18 protein-coding genes, 1 tRNA gene and 1 pseudogene are annotated in these 15,711 nt (G+C 60.0%); 11 read left to right on the top strand and 9 right to left on the bottom strand.

Annotated elements, in window-relative coordinates:
• Window positions 1-201: pseudogene (locus AAIO73_RS19965) on the top strand (hypothetical protein); the annotation flags it as partial.
• Entirely contained in the window at window positions 194-502 is a 309-nt protein-coding gene (locus AAIO73_RS19960; protein ID WP_345880532.1) for a ribbon-helix-helix domain-containing protein, read from the top strand. The pseudogene AAIO73_RS19965 and the gene AAIO73_RS19960, both read left to right, overlap by 8 nt.
• A gap of 67 nt (window positions 503-569) precedes the next feature.
• On the opposite strand, the gene AAIO73_RS19955 is transcribed toward AAIO73_RS19960, so the two are convergent.
• The gene (locus AAIO73_RS19955) at window positions 570-1,628 is read right to left on the bottom strand and encodes a replication initiator protein A (protein ID WP_345880530.1); all 1,059 of its coding nucleotides are present in this window, start codon (window positions 1,626-1,628) and stop codon (window positions 570-572) included.
• 649 nt (window positions 1,629-2,277) lie between these two features.
• Here AAIO73_RS19955 and AAIO73_RS19950 point away from each other — a divergent pair.
• The 3 genes from AAIO73_RS19950 to AAIO73_RS19940 all read left to right on the top strand — a co-directional run bounded on the left by AAIO73_RS19950 (window position 2,278) and on the right by AAIO73_RS19940 (window position 3,639).
• A complete protein-coding gene (locus AAIO73_RS19950) occupies window positions 2,278-2,616 on the top strand; it encodes a HigA family addiction module antitoxin (RefSeq protein ID WP_345880528.1) in 339 nt (112 codons plus the stop codon).
• Window positions 2,617-2,625: 9 nt separating this feature from the next.
• Window positions 2,626-2,919: a polymer-forming cytoskeletal protein gene (locus AAIO73_RS19945; RefSeq protein WP_345880526.1), complete on the top strand. Its 294-nt coding sequence runs from the start codon at window positions 2,626-2,628 to the stop codon at window positions 2,917-2,919.
• A 90-nt stretch (window positions 2,920-3,009) separates the two neighbouring features.
• Complete coding sequence (locus tag AAIO73_RS19940; RefSeq protein WP_345880524.1) at window positions 3,010-3,639, top strand: hypothetical protein; 630 nt, start codon at window positions 3,010-3,012, stop codon at window positions 3,637-3,639.
• Between the two features lie 176 nt (window positions 3,640-3,815).
• Here AAIO73_RS19940 and AAIO73_RS19935 read toward each other — a convergent pair whose 3' ends face one another.
• The 7 genes from AAIO73_RS19935 to AAIO73_RS19905 all read right to left on the bottom strand — a co-directional run bounded on the left by AAIO73_RS19935 (window position 3,816) and on the right by AAIO73_RS19905 (window position 8,654).
• Window positions 3,816-4,310 (bottom strand): helix-turn-helix domain-containing protein, encoded by a 495-nt coding sequence (locus AAIO73_RS19935; protein ID WP_345880523.1) that lies wholly within the window; start codon window positions 4,308-4,310, stop codon window positions 3,816-3,818.
• Between the two features lie 229 nt (window positions 4,311-4,539).
• On the bottom strand, window positions 4,540-5,025 hold the full coding sequence (locus AAIO73_RS19930) for a DUF4411 family protein (RefSeq protein WP_345880521.1): 486 nt from the start codon (window positions 5,023-5,025) through the stop codon (window positions 4,540-4,542).
• Window positions 5,025-6,221: an ImmA/IrrE family metallo-endopeptidase gene (locus AAIO73_RS19925; RefSeq protein ID WP_345880519.1), complete on the bottom strand. Its 1,197-nt coding sequence runs from the start codon at window positions 6,219-6,221 to the stop codon at window positions 5,025-5,027. The genes AAIO73_RS19930 and AAIO73_RS19925 overlap by 1 nt, the downstream gene beginning before the upstream one ends.
• Complete coding sequence (locus AAIO73_RS19920; RefSeq protein ID WP_345880517.1) at window positions 6,218-6,778, bottom strand: recombinase family protein; 561 nt, start codon at window positions 6,776-6,778, stop codon at window positions 6,218-6,220. The genes AAIO73_RS19925 and AAIO73_RS19920 overlap by 4 nt, the downstream gene beginning before the upstream one ends.
• 95 nt (window positions 6,779-6,873) lie before the next feature.
• On the bottom strand, window positions 6,874-7,044 hold the full coding sequence (locus tag AAIO73_RS19915; protein WP_345880516.1) for a hypothetical protein: 171 nt from the start codon (window positions 7,042-7,044) through the stop codon (window positions 6,874-6,876).
• A gap of 9 nt (window positions 7,045-7,053) precedes the next feature.
• Window positions 7,054-7,371: a DMT family transporter gene (locus AAIO73_RS19910; protein ID WP_345880515.1), complete on the bottom strand. Its 318-nt coding sequence runs from the start codon at window positions 7,369-7,371 to the stop codon at window positions 7,054-7,056.
• Complete coding sequence (locus AAIO73_RS19905) at window positions 7,368-8,654, bottom strand: NAD(P)/FAD-dependent oxidoreductase (RefSeq protein ID WP_345880514.1); 1,287 nt, start codon at window positions 8,652-8,654, stop codon at window positions 7,368-7,370. The genes AAIO73_RS19910 and AAIO73_RS19905 overlap by 4 nt, the downstream gene beginning before the upstream one ends.
• An 82-nt stretch (window positions 8,655-8,736) precedes the next feature.
• Between AAIO73_RS19905 and AAIO73_RS19900 the strand changes: the two genes are divergently transcribed.
• The 3 genes from AAIO73_RS19900 (at window position 8,737) to AAIO73_RS19890 (ending at window position 11,237) form a co-directional block, all read left to right on the top strand.
• Window positions 8,737-9,276: a TetR/AcrR family transcriptional regulator gene (locus tag AAIO73_RS19900; RefSeq protein WP_345880512.1), complete on the top strand. Its 540-nt coding sequence runs from the start codon at window positions 8,737-8,739 to the stop codon at window positions 9,274-9,276.
• A 389-nt stretch (window positions 9,277-9,665) separates the two neighbouring features.
• The gene (locus AAIO73_RS19895) at window positions 9,666-10,229 is read left to right on the top strand and encodes a protein kinase family protein (protein WP_345880511.1); all 564 of its coding nucleotides are present in this window, start codon (window positions 9,666-9,668) and stop codon (window positions 10,227-10,229) included.
• Window positions 10,230-10,424: 195 nt separating this feature from the next.
• Window positions 10,425-11,237 carry a hypothetical protein gene (locus tag AAIO73_RS19890; RefSeq protein ID WP_345880510.1) on the top strand — a complete coding sequence of 271 codons (813 nt, stop codon included), beginning with the start codon at window positions 10,425-10,427 and terminating at the stop codon, window positions 11,235-11,237.
• On the opposite strand, the gene AAIO73_RS19885 is transcribed toward AAIO73_RS19890, so the two are convergent.
• A complete protein-coding gene (locus AAIO73_RS19885) occupies window positions 11,191-12,924 on the bottom strand; it encodes a type IV secretory system conjugative DNA transfer family protein (protein ID WP_345880507.1) in 1,734 nt (577 codons plus the stop codon). The genes AAIO73_RS19890 and AAIO73_RS19885 overlap by 47 nt on opposite strands.
• 262 nt (window positions 12,925-13,186) lie before the next feature.
• Here AAIO73_RS19885 and AAIO73_RS19880 point away from each other — a divergent pair.
• The 3 genes from AAIO73_RS19880 to AAIO73_RS19870 all read left to right on the top strand — a co-directional run.
• Window positions 13,187-13,259: transfer RNA gene (locus AAIO73_RS19880), tRNA-OTHER, on the top strand.
• A 478-nt stretch (window positions 13,260-13,737) separates the two neighbouring features.
• Window positions 13,738-15,180 carry a MobA/MobL family protein gene (locus AAIO73_RS19875; protein ID WP_345880505.1) on the top strand — a complete coding sequence of 481 codons (1,443 nt, stop codon included), beginning with the start codon at window positions 13,738-13,740 and terminating at the stop codon, window positions 15,178-15,180.
• A gap of 66 nt (window positions 15,181-15,246) precedes the next feature.
• Window positions 15,247-15,711, top strand: a 465-nt coding sequence (locus tag AAIO73_RS19870; protein ID WP_345880504.1) for a nucleotide-binding protein, incomplete at its 3' end; no start/stop codon positions are given.

Raw genomic sequence — 15,711 nt, 5'->3', positions numbered from 1 at the left:
GGCGCGGCTGTCTGTCCTGTGACGATCGGAAACAGGAAGGCCTTTTTTCGCGCCCAAGGTTCCGGCCAGGCTGTGCAGGAATTTGAACCCAACGGCGCTGCTGCCGATGAAATTCAAAAGCTATACACCTATACGCGTATAGCCCTATACAAAGACGAGAAGGTGAAGAATGGCCGGAAACTCTCTGCAAGCAATGCTTGATCGGGCCAAGGCGGCCCCGGCCGCCGAACCTGAAACCCCTACGCAGCCGAAGCCCCGCAAGGCTATCGCCGTGAAAGCGGCCGCCAATGCCGGCGAGACGACCAGGAGCGGAAAGGCGAAGGCTGCACCGAAGCCGAGCAGGGCGTCGACCAAGCTGATCGGAGGGCATTTCGCGCCGGAGTATTCGACGCAGCTCCGCATCATTGCGGCCGAGGAAGATACGACCCTGCAGAACCTCCTAACCGAGGCCCTTAACGACCTTTTCGTGAAAAAGGGCAAAGCGCGCCTTGCGGGTGTATAGGGTTATAAGTGTATACACCATTTATCGTGTTATCACCCACCAGCAATCGTGCTTTCACCCATGAAGATCAGCGCATCGGGTTCCGCTTAGCTCTTTGTTTGCAGAAGCCGATGAAGGCCGCGTCCGCACTCTTGAGCGGCTTGCAGCCGCTTTCGTGCCAGAAGGCCATGAAATCGCTTTCAAGCGCATAGATATCATATCCAGGGGCGAAGCGCCGGCCACCTTCACGGCCTCTGTCGGTGATCCGTGGCCGCTCAGCATCATTCGCTGCCTCCAAGGCCTTACGCCTAGGGGAGAACGTCACCTGATCCTTGGCATCGTCGAACGTCAAAGCGTAGTCAGGAAAATGGCTATGCTGAGCATCTTGAGCGGCGATCGTTTTCAGGAGGCGCTTAAATTCCTTCGCAGTCGACTGTGATCCGCACTTCTTTTGGATCGTGTCGAGGCCGAATGTCACCGGCTTACCCGGCCAGCCGCAATGTTTGCGGGCTATTTCATACAGCCGCCGCTCGAGAGGCTTCCTAAGCCGGAAATAATGGCGATTGAGCGTCAGAACTTCGTTCGCCTTGATCGCATTAAAGACCCAATCGGAGAGCTTCACTTCCACGTCGATCATGCGGCCGTCGAAACTCTCGCGGATGATCGAGGCGCGATCGACCAGGCTGAACACGTCCCACTGTGTTTCACCGCCCGTAGTGATGTTGGTTTCTATCTGTGTGCCCTGCAGGCGTTTGAACGCTGCCTTGAGCTGTTCATAGCCGCGGCCGTCCGTGCCACGATTAGTGGCAACAAGGAGATCGTAGGCCTTGAACCTTACAACCTGGCTGACCTTCTTGCCTTGATTGAGCGCGCCCATAATCTGGCTAATGCAGTAGATCAGAACATCACGATCATGGACTGTAGCCAGCCCATTGCCGGAAGGCGTCACGCGCAAGATCGCATCACCGTGCTCATAAGCGCGCTTGTTAAAATCGGGTTTGGTCGCGACGCTGAAAATGGGGTGCTCCATCGAGGCCATGTCGCCCTTGGGAGCTGCATCGAAGATATCGCAGACGAAAAAATCCTGCTGCGGATAGCGATCCGGCAGGAGAGGGGAGCGGTCATCTTGATTCGTGTTTTCACCCACCAGGAGAGGCTATCGTGCTTTCACCCACCGGTGCAAATCCATTCGTGTTATCACCCACCGGCATGTGGATAACTACGGCTCATCCCATCGTGTTATCACCCACCAATCATCGTGTTATCACCCACCGTTTATCGTGTTATCACCCACCGGCGCTCGTTCTAAGCGGTTGATATAAATACGAGAAATGCTAGTTTTTTCGGGCGTAACACAGATTCTAACACTATATAACACATAGAGAAAATTGGTGTATAGGTGTATACACCTTCCTCGCGTTGCACCCATATTGAAGCGATGGAAGCCCTTGTGGCTTCGGTCTGGTCAATCCAGGCCGCGGACTCTTTCGCTGAAATCGAGCGGGCCGCCTTCGGCGGCATAAATGGAATCGGCCTTCGGCCGATGCTTTGTTTTCCCGACTACGCCACCAGCATATCAACGTGCTCGCTCTGGCAAGTCCCCTCGCTTCGGTCGCTTCGCTCCCTGCCAGCTCGGCCCCTTCGGGGTTACAGACTTGCCTGCCGCTGTGCGCGTCGATCCGCAGGAGCTAGGTCGGGACGAAGGAATGGTCCAATTTGTTCTAATCGAACAAAGGAATGGGGATAAGTGTAGCGCGTAACTTTACGCCGAACCGACCTCCTGCTAAGCAAATCCTATGTCTGATCCAGGCACTACCCTCAGTGATGGTGATCTAGTCCATCCAGGCGCACATATTCGTGCGGCCATTATTGACCCTCGCGGGCTGAAGGTGAGCGAGGCCGCAAAGGCGCTTGGCGTGACCAGACCGACCCTTTCAAACCTCCTCAATGGAAATGCAGCCCTTTCGCCTGAAATGGCCATCCGGCTCGAGAAGGCTTTCGGGGTAAGCATGGAGGAGCTGGTTCACATGCAATGTCGCTATGACATCGCTCAGGCCCGAGCGCGGGCAGGGGAGATCAACGTCGCACCCTATGCCGGCAAGCCAAAGGCGACCGAGCAAGGGAATTTACTGTAGGAGAATGCCTTGCAAATCATAAGAGATAAGATCGAAGGCCCCTTTATTATCGATCGCGATATGCGCGTGAACGGGATGATTACAGTCGAGGCGACCGTTGAGGCTGGTAGCACGCTCTACTTGCACGGCATGGTGACAGGCGACCTGATCGTGAAGCCAGGCGCGACGGCGATCGTGCACGGCATGGTCAACGGCACAGTGCGGAACGAAGGCGGCCAGGTTGAAATCTATGGCAAAGCCGATCGCGTTGCCGACACCGGCAGCACGAGAACGCATATCGACGCGAAAGCAGCTATCGGCTGATAATCGGCCGATGTTGCCATAATGTTCTAGCACTGCTCGCCAGCTTCGGATAAGGGTGAACCACACTATCTTGGTATAGGTGGCTAAGACATGCCCAAAATGTTGAAGGAAGGCCGGCCGCTCCGACAGTCCGAGCACATCAACCGGCGCGTCACACAGTCGGTCTTTCGGGCCTTCGACTATGCGCTCGAGATCGGCTCCCCCCTCAACCTCTACGTCGTCATCAACCTGCACGAGACGATGAAGGTATCGGCAGCAGCCATCTTCGAGGCGATCCGCCACAAATATCGCGACTGGCTCAACTATCGGACCAAGAAGCGAAGCCTCGGCATCGTGCCTCCAATGTACATCTACGCAATGGAGAACCCGAGCGGGGCGCACCCGCACGTCAATTGGGCTTTGCACGTCCCCGACGACCTGCGTGCCGAATTTGAGGCGAAGCTCCCCCGGTGGATCGAGAAGGCGCAGGGTAAATGCGGCCCGTCCGATTGCGTCGTTCAAGGCGTGCGCGAAGACACCCACAAGCAGCTCGCCAAATACATCGTAAAAGGCACCGACCCGGGCTTCGTCGATCACTTCTATCTGCAGAAGGTCTATGCTCCCCAGGGACAGGTGTGGGGCAAGCGGGCCGGCGTAAGCCCCTCTCTAGGGGCCACTGTTCGGAAGGTCGTAAACTTCCGGCCGCGGCGATCGCCAAGCCAGTGGCGAAACGCCGCTTAGTGCAGGGATGACGCCGAGCACCTGTTTCGCTACATAGCAAAGGCGGCCCGCGATTACTCGCGAGCCGCCCCGGACGGTTCAAGCCTCGGAAACCTCTCCCCGTTCATGCTGCTACATGGACGGGGCTGTTGCCCGATGTACGAGGCGCAGGAGCGGGTGAGGCCCGCCCCTGGAACCTACGCCTTACGGCGATGCTGTGGCAGGGCGACGTTCTTGCGCCGCTTCTGGTTCTCCTGCTTCATCTCGGTGAACTCCGGCTCGAGCGCCTGCAGCTTCTTTACCAGGCCCGAGAGATCGTATTCGTTGCTCGTCTTGCCGCGGCCAGGGCGCGTGCGTTCGACACGCTGCACCAGGCCGGCGCTTTCCAGCTCGGCAATCTGCCGCTGAATTTGACGCTCGCTCATACCCATGCGCTCAGCAAGGAGCTGCTTCTTCGGCCACGGACGATGCGCCGCATCCCACCAAATATCGGCCAGGTGCATGATGATGTTGAACTGCACCGGGTTGATACCCAGCCGGGCCTGCGCCTGCATCAGGAGCGAAGGCACGATGCAAAAGCCCAGGTCCATGACCGGCTTGCCGTACTTCTTCTCCGACGCCTTGCGCGTGTCAGCCTTGGGCTTGATCGGCACGACCTTGGTCGGCGTGATGGGCGTGATCGTTTTCGTCATTTCGCGTTTCCTCGATGGACGCTATATCCGTCGGAAATGCGCTACTTTCAATGGTTGCCGTGTGGACGTGAGCGTCCGATCGCGCATGGACATGGAAGTCCGATCGGGACCAGTCACCGGTGTCCTATGAAGCAGGACGCCGGGTAATCTGCACTCTGGCGTAATGGCATACGAACATAGCATGTAGAGCGGAGCGGACGCCGATGACCTGTCGGTTTCCGTCTTGCGATCAGAAGCTCCAATCTTCTTCCTCAATCAGCGTCAGCAGATCGATGTGACGCACGCCCTCCCGATCACAGACGAACGGGATGCGAGGTTTATCAGCCGTGCCGCCAGCCTCTTGCGTGACGACCACAAGGCGTGGGTTGCCGGCCAATGCCTGGGCAATCACGAAAGGATCGCCGCCTGACTTTCCTTTGCCGGTGTCCACCAGCTTCGGATAGGTCTGCATGATACGGACGACCTCGCCTTGCACGTCGTCATCAATTTCGAGGAACATGGATTCCTTGCGGACCTTGGCCCACTCGAAAATCTCATCATCCTTCTTTTTCAGCTCGTGATAGACCTCGATCGTCGCGACCAGGCGGCCGTCGTCAATGAGTTGATCGAAGGCGTTCCAGAGGCCGCTGAACCGCTTCGGAGGATAGGCGCGCCGCCACGCATGCACTAGCGAGCTGGTGTCGATACAGTAGATCGGCGGGCCAGCAGCGGGCATCAGCGATAGCCTAGTTGCTGTTCAATGCCGGGAACGTGGCGAACCTTCACGCCTAAATATCCTGACACGTCCGAGAGGCTGATCCGATCGAGGTGATAATTCTCGATCACCCGACGCACGAAAGGCTTGCCGTAATCGGCCACCGTTTCGCGTGGCATGTTCCGCGGGATCGGTTTGCCCTCATTTTTCTCCCGCTCGCGTTGCCGCTGTTGCTGAAACTCGACCGCATATTGAGCGCGCTTGCGCCTGTAGAATGCGTCCGTCGTTCGGCCGAGCGTCAGCAGCCGACGCACGATCGCTTCGCGAGATACCCCGTAGGTGAGCGATAGCGATTGCACAGTCGCATCGTCCCACTCGTGCCGGCCATTACCCTTTGCAGCGATCGACGCCTCCTTGAGGAACAGATCGCGCGGCATCAGGGCCGCAGCGGCAACCTGGTTGCAGAACACTTCGATCTTTTCGTCATCAGCGGGGCGAGGGCCTTCGATATCCAGATCGGAGACGCCGCTTTGCCGGAGCATCAGGTGCGCGAGTTCATGGAACATCGAGAAGGTGCGCCGCGCATAGGCATCCTTCCGATTGATGACCATGAACGGCAACACATCAGACCAAAAGGCGAAGCCAGAGGCCTCCTCGCTTGCAATGCGGGAGGCCTGGAAGACGAGCACGCCCAGCTCCTCAATCTTCGCGCGCCATGCCAGGAAAGCGACGCGCGGATCGCGCCAATGTGATTGCAGATCATAGTCGACGCCGAGCGCGTCGCGGAGCGCGACCGCAGCCGTTTCCGGGTTGGTGGCGATCGTCGTCTCGACTTTGAAAGAGGCGGGAACCTCGTCACCATCCTCGAACAGCTCGAGAGCCAATTCGCGCCGTTGCTGTGCGAGCCGGATTTCGAGCGTCAGCTCCGGCGAGAAACTACGCAGGCCCAGATCGGGCAAGCGCCGGAAATCGTGCATTGCCTGGAATGAGGTGGTTGGCGGTTCCGGCAGATACAGCACCGCGAGCGGCCGCTTATAGGCTTCGGCCAGTTTACGGAGCTGGGGGATAGAAGGTTGATCGTCGCCGGTTTCCCAAGCAGCGAGCTTTTCCTCGTCGATATCGACTTTTGAGGCCGCGGCCGTCAGGTCGAAGCCGGCCGTCTCTCTCGCCCAGGTTAGAACAGCAGGATTGATTGTCGCTTTGATGCGCTTCGTCATGCCGGCGCACCTTCGGCGCGCAGCGCGCGATATAGCGTCGATCGGCCGACGTTGAGGGTGCGCGCCGTATCGGAGACGGACGCACCGCTATCGATCAGCATGCGCGCATGCTCGACCTTTGAGGGGTTCAGGCTTGGCGATCGGCCCAGGTGCCGGCCGCGCGACCGTGCCGACGCCATGCCGGCTTTCGTCCGCTCGACGATCAGCGACCGCTCAAATTCGGCGAGCGCTCCCATCATGTGAAACACCAAGCGCCCCCCGGCCGTCGTCGTATCGATGTTTTCCGACAACGACACGAACTCGATACCGCGCTCGCCCAGGTCATGCACCAGATTGATGAGGTGCTGGACCGTTCGGCCGAGGCGATCGAGCTTCCAAACGACGAGCGTGTCACCAGGCCCAAGCATGTTGAGAGCTGCATCCAGGCCAGGGCGATATTTGGACGCCCCGCCGGCATGATCCTCAAACACGCGCGCGACCCCAGCCCGCTCGAGCGCATCACGCTGCAGGCTTAGGTTTTGCTCCTCCGTGGAGACGCGGGCGTATCCGATTTTCACACTTGATTCTGACACACCCCTTTCGGGACGCGCAAGCATTTGTTTTTGCAGGGGCCGCAGAGCCGTCCCGAAAGGGAGGCCTTTCGGGACTACAATTATATTTTCCACTTCTCGAACAGGTGCACAGCGCCGGCACCGAGCATCATCAAGACAGCCACAATTGCCATGACGATGGTCAGCAGCAGCGGAAAATGGCGGTAAAAGTGGCAGAAGGCGGCCCAACACAACAGAGCCACCCCTGGCAATAGCCAACTCAAAGCCTTCATTGCTGGCGCTTAGTGGCCGAATTTCAGCGTTACCACGCCGCCGATAATCAGCGCGATTCCAATAAAGCGCGTGATACTCGTAGGGTCATTGTAGAACATCACGCCGACAAGGAACGTGCCCGCGGCACCGATGCCGGTCCAAACCGCATAAGCGGTGCCGATCGGGATGTGCTTCTGAGCGAGCCACAACAGGAAGCCGCTCGCTGCCATGAAAGCGATCGCGAGTAGGATGCCAGTGATCCGCGTTGTGGGGGCTTGAGCCATTTTCAGGCCTACAGGCCATCCAATTTCCAGCAGGCCGGCTGCTACAAGATAAATCCAGCTCATATTCTTTTTTCCTGTGCTGATGGGGTTTGAAAATTCGGGACTGACTTGCGTGTCAGCAGGCGCGCGATCCGGTCGCGCGTGAACCAAGCATACGACCAGGCGAGATAGACCGAGCTGCGGCTTCGGAAGTCGATCAGGAGCATCAAGTGCACGAGTGACCAGGTTAGCCAGGCGACGAAGCCGCTGAGTTTGATCGATCCGAAATCGGCAACCGCTTTCGAGCGGCCGACCACAGCCATCATGCCCCAATTGCGATACTTGAAAGGACCAGGCAGCGGCGCGCCGGCCAGACGTGCGCGGATCAGCTTCGCGACATAGCGGCCTTGTTGTTTCGCTACAGGCGCAAGCCCCGGCAGGGCCTTACCATCCGTGTCCTGATAGCTTGCGCCATCGCCAATTGCGAAGATCGTAGGTTGACCTGGCACGGAGCAATCCGGTTCGACGATGATCGAACCGTTTCTAGCCGCGGCCGCATCGATCCACGCTGCGGAAGGCCGCGCCTTCGTTCCGGCTGACCAAATGACGTTTGCTGCCGGGATAAGCCGATCGCCGATCGTGACGCCGCGATCGTCGATATTGCTAACAGAAGCGGCGAGCTGGACCTCAACGCCAAGGTTGCCAAGCGCCTTGAGCGCCTGTTCCGATTGTCCTGGCTCGAAGGCAGTAAGAATCCGCGGGCCAGCCTCAACGAGGACGATCCTGATTTCGTCGAGCTTGATGTATCGGTAATCGGCGACGAGCGACGTGCGTCCCAGCTCCGCAATCGCGCCGGCCATTTCGACACCGGTCGGACCGCCACCCACAACGACACACGTCAGCAGGCGGGCACGCTCCGCGGGATCAGGCTCCTTCTCTGCTTGCTCAAAAGCCGCAAGCAACCGCTCGCGGATGGAGAGCGCATCCTCCATCGTCTTTACGACGGCAGCGTGCTCGGCCCATTGGTCATTTCCGAAGAAGCTGTAATCGGCACCGGTTGCCAGGATCAGATAATCGAACGGCAGCTCGCCGCTCTCGCTGGTTTTGACTTTCTGTGCCGCGGAGTCGATCGCCTGCACCTCGTCCATGAGCACGCGCACGTTATCTCGTGGTGCGAAAAGGCTGCGGGTTGCGGCGGCTATATCAGATGGGTTCAAGGCAGCAGTAGCGACCTGGTACAACAATGGCTGAAACAGGTGATGATTGGTGCGGTCGATGAGCGTCACATCGACGGGAGCACCGACAAGCCCCTTCGCAGCCGCTAAGCCTCCAAAGCCCGCCCCAACAATGACCACACGTTTTTGCATCGTACCCTCGCGGAATCGCGCCTTGATCGCGACCCCTTATCAGTTATAATACGATCGTATCTAAGCCAAAGCAAGGTAAATCATGGCACGGCCACGGACTGTCGATCGGGATCAGCTTTTAGACGTTGCGGAGGCCGTCATGTCGGCCGAGGGCACCGCGGGGTTGACCTTTGGCGGCGTCGCCAAAGTCGCGGGCATATCGAAAGCGACGGTTCAGTCAGTTTTCAAAACTCGCGAAGCGATGATCGAGGCCATGCTTCAACGCTGGATCGCAAAGGATCAGCTCCGGTTCGAGGCGATAGCCGGCCAGAACCCGGATCGTTCACAGCGTGTTAGCGCGCATATCAGAGCGACCGCGGAAGAAATGGACGACGCTCATCGTCGCGTCGCGAGCCTGTTTGCCGCACTTGCCGGTGCCGGAGATGACAACAGGCTTATGTTGAGCTGGTACGCTGCGCGCCTGGGCGACCTCTCCGCGGCCACAGACGCGGAGCGCAGGGAGCGGATCGCGCTTCTCGCAACCGAGGGTGCGTTCTTTCTAAGGTACTTCGCCGGGTTCAAGATGAGCGACGAGCGGTGGAGAGACATTTTCAATGACCTCCAATCTTTCGCGGCTGATTGATTTTTCGCCCGCTTAAGGCAGCCTATCAAAGCCAATCGCTTCGTGATGCAGGATGCTAGCCATGTTCGGAAAACCGCGTCGCGTATACACGCACAAACTGACATGGGACGAAGGGATTGAGGCCCTACGACGCTTAGAGGCTGGTCAGTCAGTCGAGAAGGTCGCGCGCCGCTTTCGCCGAGAGCCGGAGTTTATCGCGGCGATGCTGGCTTATCGAAAGCAGTACGATTTCAGCATCAGCGGCCCCTATATCGATCGCATACCGTGTTCGCGAGCGCGAGCCGCAGCGGCCGAAGCGCGGCAATTGCGCTATCTAGCGCCGCGGCTGATTAGCACCATACGCTACTGGATATGGGAGCTGCGGCGGCAGTGACGGGCAGGGAAAGCGCATGGATTGGTTTCACAAGATGCCGGAGGAACGGCGCAATGTCAGTGCCGAGGCGCTTGAGGAAGCAGACCTTGCCTATGCTCGATGGGCGGCCATGCTTGGCCGCAGCCATCATCCCGATGCGGTAGAGGCCCAGGCGGTCAAGGATCGCGAAGCTTATAGCTGCTACATCGTTTTTGCCGAGCAGGACGGCGAAACAATCAAGCTCGAGCCGTGGTGCAATCTTATCCGGTTCATGGTTGAGGTGTGCGGCATACCGCTCGAGGCGGCTGAATATTACGTCATCTGCTACCTTCACGCGCCGCCTTATCTGACGAGCGGCACGCTTGTCGAAGTCGTGGAAGATGCAAAGCCCGAGGAGATGGTCGCCGAACTGCGGCAACAGATCAAAAGCGCCCTCGATGTTATGTATGAGGCGCGACTTTACGCGATGGCTGCGAAGGGCACGCCTTATGCGAAATTCTGGAACGATGTCGTGCGTCTAATCCGCACGATGCGGTTCACTCCCCTCGATACGAAGGTCGAGGCGTGGAATGAAAATACCCCTTCACAACCGATCGATTAAGCATCATCTTTCCATGCACAGCGCTCACCATACCGCTGTTTGATATTGGCGCTCACCATACCGCCAAGGAGCCGAGGCATTGCCATCGGCAGAGAGATCGATCCGCTCAGCGGGCCGATCGGACGGAGCAAGAAATGACCGACAACCCCATCCCTGGGGCGACGGCATGTCGCCCCGAACCGAAAGGCTTACGCAATGGCTACGAATCTTCGCGAGGCTCCCCCTCTCCCTGAAATGCCCGAGTTTGAGAACGTGCGGCCCATGCCTCAACAAGGGCGCGGTCCAGTTGCCATGCAAGGCGGCTATGGTGGGGGCGGCGGTGTCGCTCAAATTTCGATGGGCCGGCAGCTTCGCCGGCTTATGGGCATGCTAGCAGGTGGAGGCCTAGCCCTCGCCGCTTTCCTGATTTTTTGGCAGTCTGTCGCAGCCCCAGGAAAGGGGCCATTCGAGCTGCTCGCTTATGCCGAGGCCAAGTTCGAGACGGGCGTCTTCAACGGGAAGATGGGCGTTGCGCCTGACGGCGTACAGATGACCGAGGCAGAGTACCGAGAGAAGCTTGCCGAGGCCGAACGCAATGGCGCGGCCAAGGCGGAATATGCCCTGCAGGAGAAAATCGCACGGTTGCAAGCCGACCAGCAACGGATCGTTGCGGCGTATCAGGCGCTTTATCAGCGCGCCAACATGATCGCCCAGGCAGCGCTTGGCATGGAGGCGCAGCTCCAGGCCGCCAAGACCCAAGCCGTGGCGGGCGCGTCAGCAGGCAATCAGATCATCGCCACTTATGGCGACATTTTTTGCGCTCTCGGTGCCGGCAATGGTGCTTGCGCCGCTGCCGACCAGGCCCGCGAGAAGATTAAGGCCGATCTTGATAATACGCGCACCGGCGAGGTGGGACAGCGTATCAACGCGCTTATGGCCGAGGTGCGCGATCCCGCGCAGCTCGTTGCTAATTCTGACTTGGCTACGAACGGCGTGCCTGCTCTGCCGTCGAGCGGTATCGGCCAGTAAACTGATCGTCGATCATGTAGGGCGTCCGTCGCAATGCGACGGGCGCCTTGCCGCCTCTGAAGATGATTTGCAGGCCCGTATCGCGATCAAAGAAGCGGGCTATTTCATCGAGCGACATGAGCGCGGCTAGGTGGATCGCTTCGCTCGAGCTTTCCGTCTCGCTCGTGCCCGATGAGCTACCGTCACCCCGTTGCGTGCTCGTGCCGCCCGTTATGCCGTCCTGCTTAGAGAAGTTCTGTGAGTGCGATACCTCGCTCGCGCCGACGCGGGCGATATATGCACCCAGGCTCGCCCCGCCGTCGCGCGTCGCGATGCGCTGCAGATCAGCCATAGCCGATCGGCCTTCGGCCGTTCCCGACGATAGCGACCAGCCCTCACTTACTGTCTGACCTTGGCTTTTCGTGCGGCCTGTTGTCGTCGCCGTCGATCGGCCGATCGTCTCTCGGCTGACCTCAATCTGTCCCATGCGCTTCGATATCCATTCGAGCGTCGTCAGATCGGTGTTGCCGAAAAATTGGAGCACGCCAGCGTTGCCGACGAACGTCTCCCAGCTCTCCCGATAGTGACGCTTAATCTGACCGAGATCCTGCAGGATCGGCCACAGTTTCACGCCATAGCCGGCCATCAATCCGGCCGCCTTTTCGATCACCTCGAGGCGGCCAAGCGCGGCAAATTCGTCGAGGATGAAAAGGACCGGCCGACCTGTCGACGGCGCAAGCCCAAGAGCTTCCATCCGGTAGAGCGTCAGGTTGAGTACCAGGCGCAGGAACCGCGCATGGGTAGGCAGAAAGCGAGCAGGCAGGCAGACATAGAGCGATAGCCCGCCCGCGTCGGTTTTCAGACGGTCGATCGACAGGCCCTCGCCTGATACGCAGGCGCGCATGCGAGGAGAGTCCAGGAACTTCGTATTGCGCCGAGCGGTCGAGAGGATGCTCCCCCGCTCGTTGTCGCCCATCTCCCGGATCGAGTTGGCGGCCCCGGCGATCACGTCGCGCACCGCTTCATTCTCGGCCTTGTTGCTCGACATGCTCGACCAGAGCGCGGTGAAGGGCGAAACATCCTTCACCTCGGCCGCAGCGATCGCAGCTTCCTGATCGGCCTCGGCTTCAGTCTTGCCCTTGGCGATCGCCTTGGCGTGAGCTTCAATCGACGCGCGATCACGAGCTAATTCCGTGAACCGTTCGGCCGCCCCTACATCGCCGAGCGTCAGGAGCTGCCGAACGCGGACCAGAGAGCGATCCTTCTCATAGCGGTTTGCCGCAACGTGCAGGATCACCGCTTCAATGATCTGGCGGGCCGATTCCGTCCAATGGACATCATTGCCGGCATCGCTGCCGACCGTGAGAGCGTCGCCGATCGCCGCCACGACGTCGATCGCATCATCGGCCGCGAAGTCGATCAGCTCGAGCGGGTTGAAACGGGTTCGCAGAGACGCGGGCACATCGGCCTCGCCGAAAGGATCGAGCACGACGACGGTATGCCCTGCCCGCTTCGATCGCGTCTCGGCTGTCAGCCCCGCGTTTTCCCCCTTGGGGTCGATAACGACACAGCTCCCAGGCCAGAGGCAGAGGTTCGGAACGATCGCCGAGGTGCCCTTGCCAGCCCGAGAGCCGGCGATCGTCAGCATGTGGCGATTGTCGTCGTTCCCGATCGCTGCGCCATCATCACGCCGACCAAGCCAGATCATCCCCTCACGCCATAGGGGCGCATCGGTCGACCAGGCCGCCGTTGCGAGCTTGGCCGACTTCTCCGGGGCAGCATCATGGCCGCGCGGAAAGTCGTTCGTTAGAGACACAGGAAGCGATCCTATCGCCCATCCCGCAAACGACAACGGGGCGACCAATCGGCCACCCCGTCCCACGTTCGCAACTGTAGTGCGATCATAACACGGTAGCCCGCCCTGATGGAAGGCCGGCCTTGACCGCCTTCGAGCTGTGCCTGGTGACGATGTGCCGGTAGCTCAATGGACAGAGCACCACGTCTCGCAACTGGGTGATACGGGTTCGATTCCCGTCCGGCATGCTGATCGCTACCGGCTGAAGAACATCGTCGCACAGCTCTCAGTTTACGGTGCAAGGCGTTCGGCCTGCTTATTGGTCCCACACCTATCGGTGTCCCGCCCTGGATAGAGAAGGCGGCTGAGGCGTTGTGCCAAAGTTGCCAGGTTAGGGGCTGTGGTGATATTATGAAAAGAGGAGGGCGCACTTTTGGGTTGCTTTGCAACCCGTGCGCGTCGGGCGTTGCCCGAGTGGGCCGTCTCGGCGTCCCACACCCTCCCGACCAGGCGGGTTGAAACCCCCTGGACCCCCATAGCCGGGGCCGTGTCAGCGGTCCCGGTGCCACCCGGAGGTGGCGCGATCAGGACCGGCCGGCCAGCCGCCAGATCGCAAAGTCTCCGAGGTGAGCGCAGTCGAGGAAGCGTGCGCGCGCGCCAACCGATTGCGGATGAGAACACGTGCTTTTGTGTTGAGTTCGCGATCGGTTTGGAGGCTCCGCTGCTGTGGCGATTTACAGTTGCAACATCGCTTCGATCGGCAAGTCCACCCACGCTGGGGGGACCGCAGGGGCGCACCTCTCCTACATCGGCCGCCCCACGGCCGAGCCTGTCATCCTCTGTGAACACATGCCCGAAAAGCCACTTGAGGCCCGCCAGTGGATGGACCGGCAGGAGGGCGACGATCGCAAAAATGCGCGCCTCGGAGATAAGATCAGACTCGCCCTTCCCCGTGAGCTGACCCCCGATCAGCGCGCCGAGCTGGTCCGCGACTTCATGGGCCAGCTCACCCAGGGCCGCGTGCCCTGGTATGCTGGCATCCATCAGACGGGCGAGGATCGTCATAACCCACACGCGCACGTCTTCGTGCGCGATCGCGATATCGACAGCAATAAGCGGGTGCTTAGGCTTTCGGACAGCTCCCGCGACCGCGAGAAGGCTGGCCTCGAGCCGAAGGCTGTCGAGTGGGTTCGTGAACGATGGGAAACCGTCTGCAACAGCCACCTTGAGCGGGCGGGCCATGAGGCCCGCATCGATCGCCGCACGCTCGAGGCTCAAGGGATCGAGCGCACGGCCACGATCCATATCGGCCCACGCGCGCAGCACATCGAGAACAATGTGCAGCGTCCGGTTTCTAAGGTGAAGAAGGACGGCCGCGGCCGCGAGATCGATTACCCGATGATCGACGCGGGCCGCACCAGGCTCGAGCGTCATGCCGAGATCATCGACATGAATCTCGAACGCAACGTGCGATCGCCCGACATGGTGACGCGCACCTGGGCGAAATGGGAGAAGGAACAGCGCGGCAAGGATCGGGTGCTCGAGCGCGAGCTATCCGTCGACGGCCGTCGACGCACGCTCGAGCGCCGGCGGTTGATCGGCCAGTATCGCGGCCGCTTTGGCGAGCTGCGCGACCAGGAGAAGGCAGAGCAGAAAACGGCCGCGGCGATCACGCGCGAGGCCTATGCCCCTGCCCGCGCTCGACTGCGTGATCGCCAGCAGCAGGAACGACGCGACCTCGCCAAGAAGGAATCCCAGGTCTTTCGCCGGATCGCCGTCATGCTGGATTTCACCGGCACGTTGAGGAAACGCCGCGACGAGGCACGGAAAGCCCTTTCCCGCGTCCATAAGGGCGAGCGGCAGGATTTCGCCCGCAACTACAAAGCAGATCGCAAGATGCAGCAGGAGGCCGTGAAAGCGGACTATGCGGCCGCTCGCCAAGATATCGTGCAGGAACGCGATCAACGTCTCGCCAGCATGAAGGAGCGGCACAAGGAGGCCGAAAGCCAAGCCGACAATCGCCGGCAGGATCGCGAAGCCGATCGCGAGCGCGATCGTGGGCAAATGACCGACGCACTTCGCGCCTTTAACAAGGACGCCAGCATCGGTCGCAGCGCCGATCGCGCCGCGGCAAATGATCGCGGCCGTGGCGGTCCCTCTCCCGCTTGACCTGAATCGGCATCCATGATCCTATAGGTCTATAAGTGTATACACCTATAGACCTATAGGACTCCCATGAAGGTATTAGCAGTTCTTTCCCAGAAAGGCGGCGTCGGTAAGACCACCCTCGCCACCTGTCTCGCGGTAGCCGCCGAACAGGCCGGCGAGCGCGTCGCCATCATCGATATCGATCCCCAGGCGACGGCCTCCTTTTGGAAGGACGTTCGGAACCAGGAAACGCCGGCCGTAATCTCGGTTCAGCCAATCCGGCTTGGCGCGATGATTAAGGCCTGTGCCGACGCCGGCACCGACCTCGTTATCATCGACGGCGCGGCTGTCGCGCGGGACGTGACTTTCGAGGCGACGAAGCACTCGGATTTCGTGATCGTGCCGACAAAGACGGCCGTGTTCGATACCATGAGCATGACGCATACGCTCGATGTGGTGCGCGAGCAGAAGAAGCCATTTGCCGTGGTGCTGACCTTTGTCCCACCCCAGGGCCAGGAAACCCGCGACGCTATCGCGGCGATCGAGGAGCTA

Source organism: Sphingomonas epibiotica, assembly GCF_039615155.1.
GTDB lineage: Bacteria > Pseudomonadota > Alphaproteobacteria > Sphingomonadales > Sphingomonadaceae > Sphingomonas.
The sequence above is the reverse complement of the archived record's forward strand: the minus strand, read 5'-3'. Positions and strand labels throughout refer to the sequence as shown.

Excerpts from the sequence above, each read along its gene's own strand:
- AAIO73_RS19960 (WP_345880532.1), top strand. The coding sequence starts at position 194 with ATGCTTGATCGGGCCAAGGCGGCCCCGGCCGCCGAACCTGAAACCCCT.
- AAIO73_RS19950 (WP_345880528.1), top strand. The coding sequence starts at position 2,278 with ATGTCTGATCCAGGCACTACCCTCAGTGATGGTGATCTAGTCCATCCA.
- AAIO73_RS19940 (WP_345880524.1), top strand. The coding sequence starts at position 3,010 with ATGCCCAAAATGTTGAAGGAAGGCCGGCCGCTCCGACAGTCCGAGCAC.
- AAIO73_RS19935 (WP_345880523.1), bottom strand. The coding sequence starts at position 4,310 with ATGACGAAAACGATCACGCCCATCACGCCGACCAAGGTCGTGCCGATC.
- AAIO73_RS19930 (WP_345880521.1), bottom strand. The coding sequence starts at position 5,025 with ATGCCCGCTGCTGGCCCGCCGATCTACTGTATCGACACCAGCTCGCTA.
- AAIO73_RS19925 (WP_345880519.1), bottom strand. The coding sequence starts at position 6,221 with ATGACGAAGCGCATCAAAGCGACAATCAATCCTGCTGTTCTAACCTGG.
- AAIO73_RS19915 (WP_345880516.1), bottom strand. The coding sequence starts at position 7,044 with ATGAAGGCTTTGAGTTGGCTATTGCCAGGGGTGGCTCTGTTGTGTTGG.
- AAIO73_RS19910 (WP_345880515.1), bottom strand. The coding sequence starts at position 7,371 with ATGAGCTGGATTTATCTTGTAGCAGCCGGCCTGCTGGAAATTGGATGG.
- AAIO73_RS19905 (WP_345880514.1), bottom strand. The coding sequence starts at position 8,654 with ATGCAAAAACGTGTGGTCATTGTTGGGGCGGGCTTTGGAGGCTTAGCG.
- AAIO73_RS19900 (WP_345880512.1), top strand. The coding sequence starts at position 8,737 with ATGGCACGGCCACGGACTGTCGATCGGGATCAGCTTTTAGACGTTGCG.
- AAIO73_RS19895 (WP_345880511.1), top strand. The coding sequence starts at position 9,666 with ATGGATTGGTTTCACAAGATGCCGGAGGAACGGCGCAATGTCAGTGCC.
- AAIO73_RS19890 (WP_345880510.1), top strand. The coding sequence starts at position 10,425 with ATGGCTACGAATCTTCGCGAGGCTCCCCCTCTCCCTGAAATGCCCGAG.
- AAIO73_RS19885 (WP_345880507.1), bottom strand. The coding sequence starts at position 12,924 with ATGATCTGGCTTGGTCGGCGTGATGATGGCGCAGCGATCGGGAACGAC.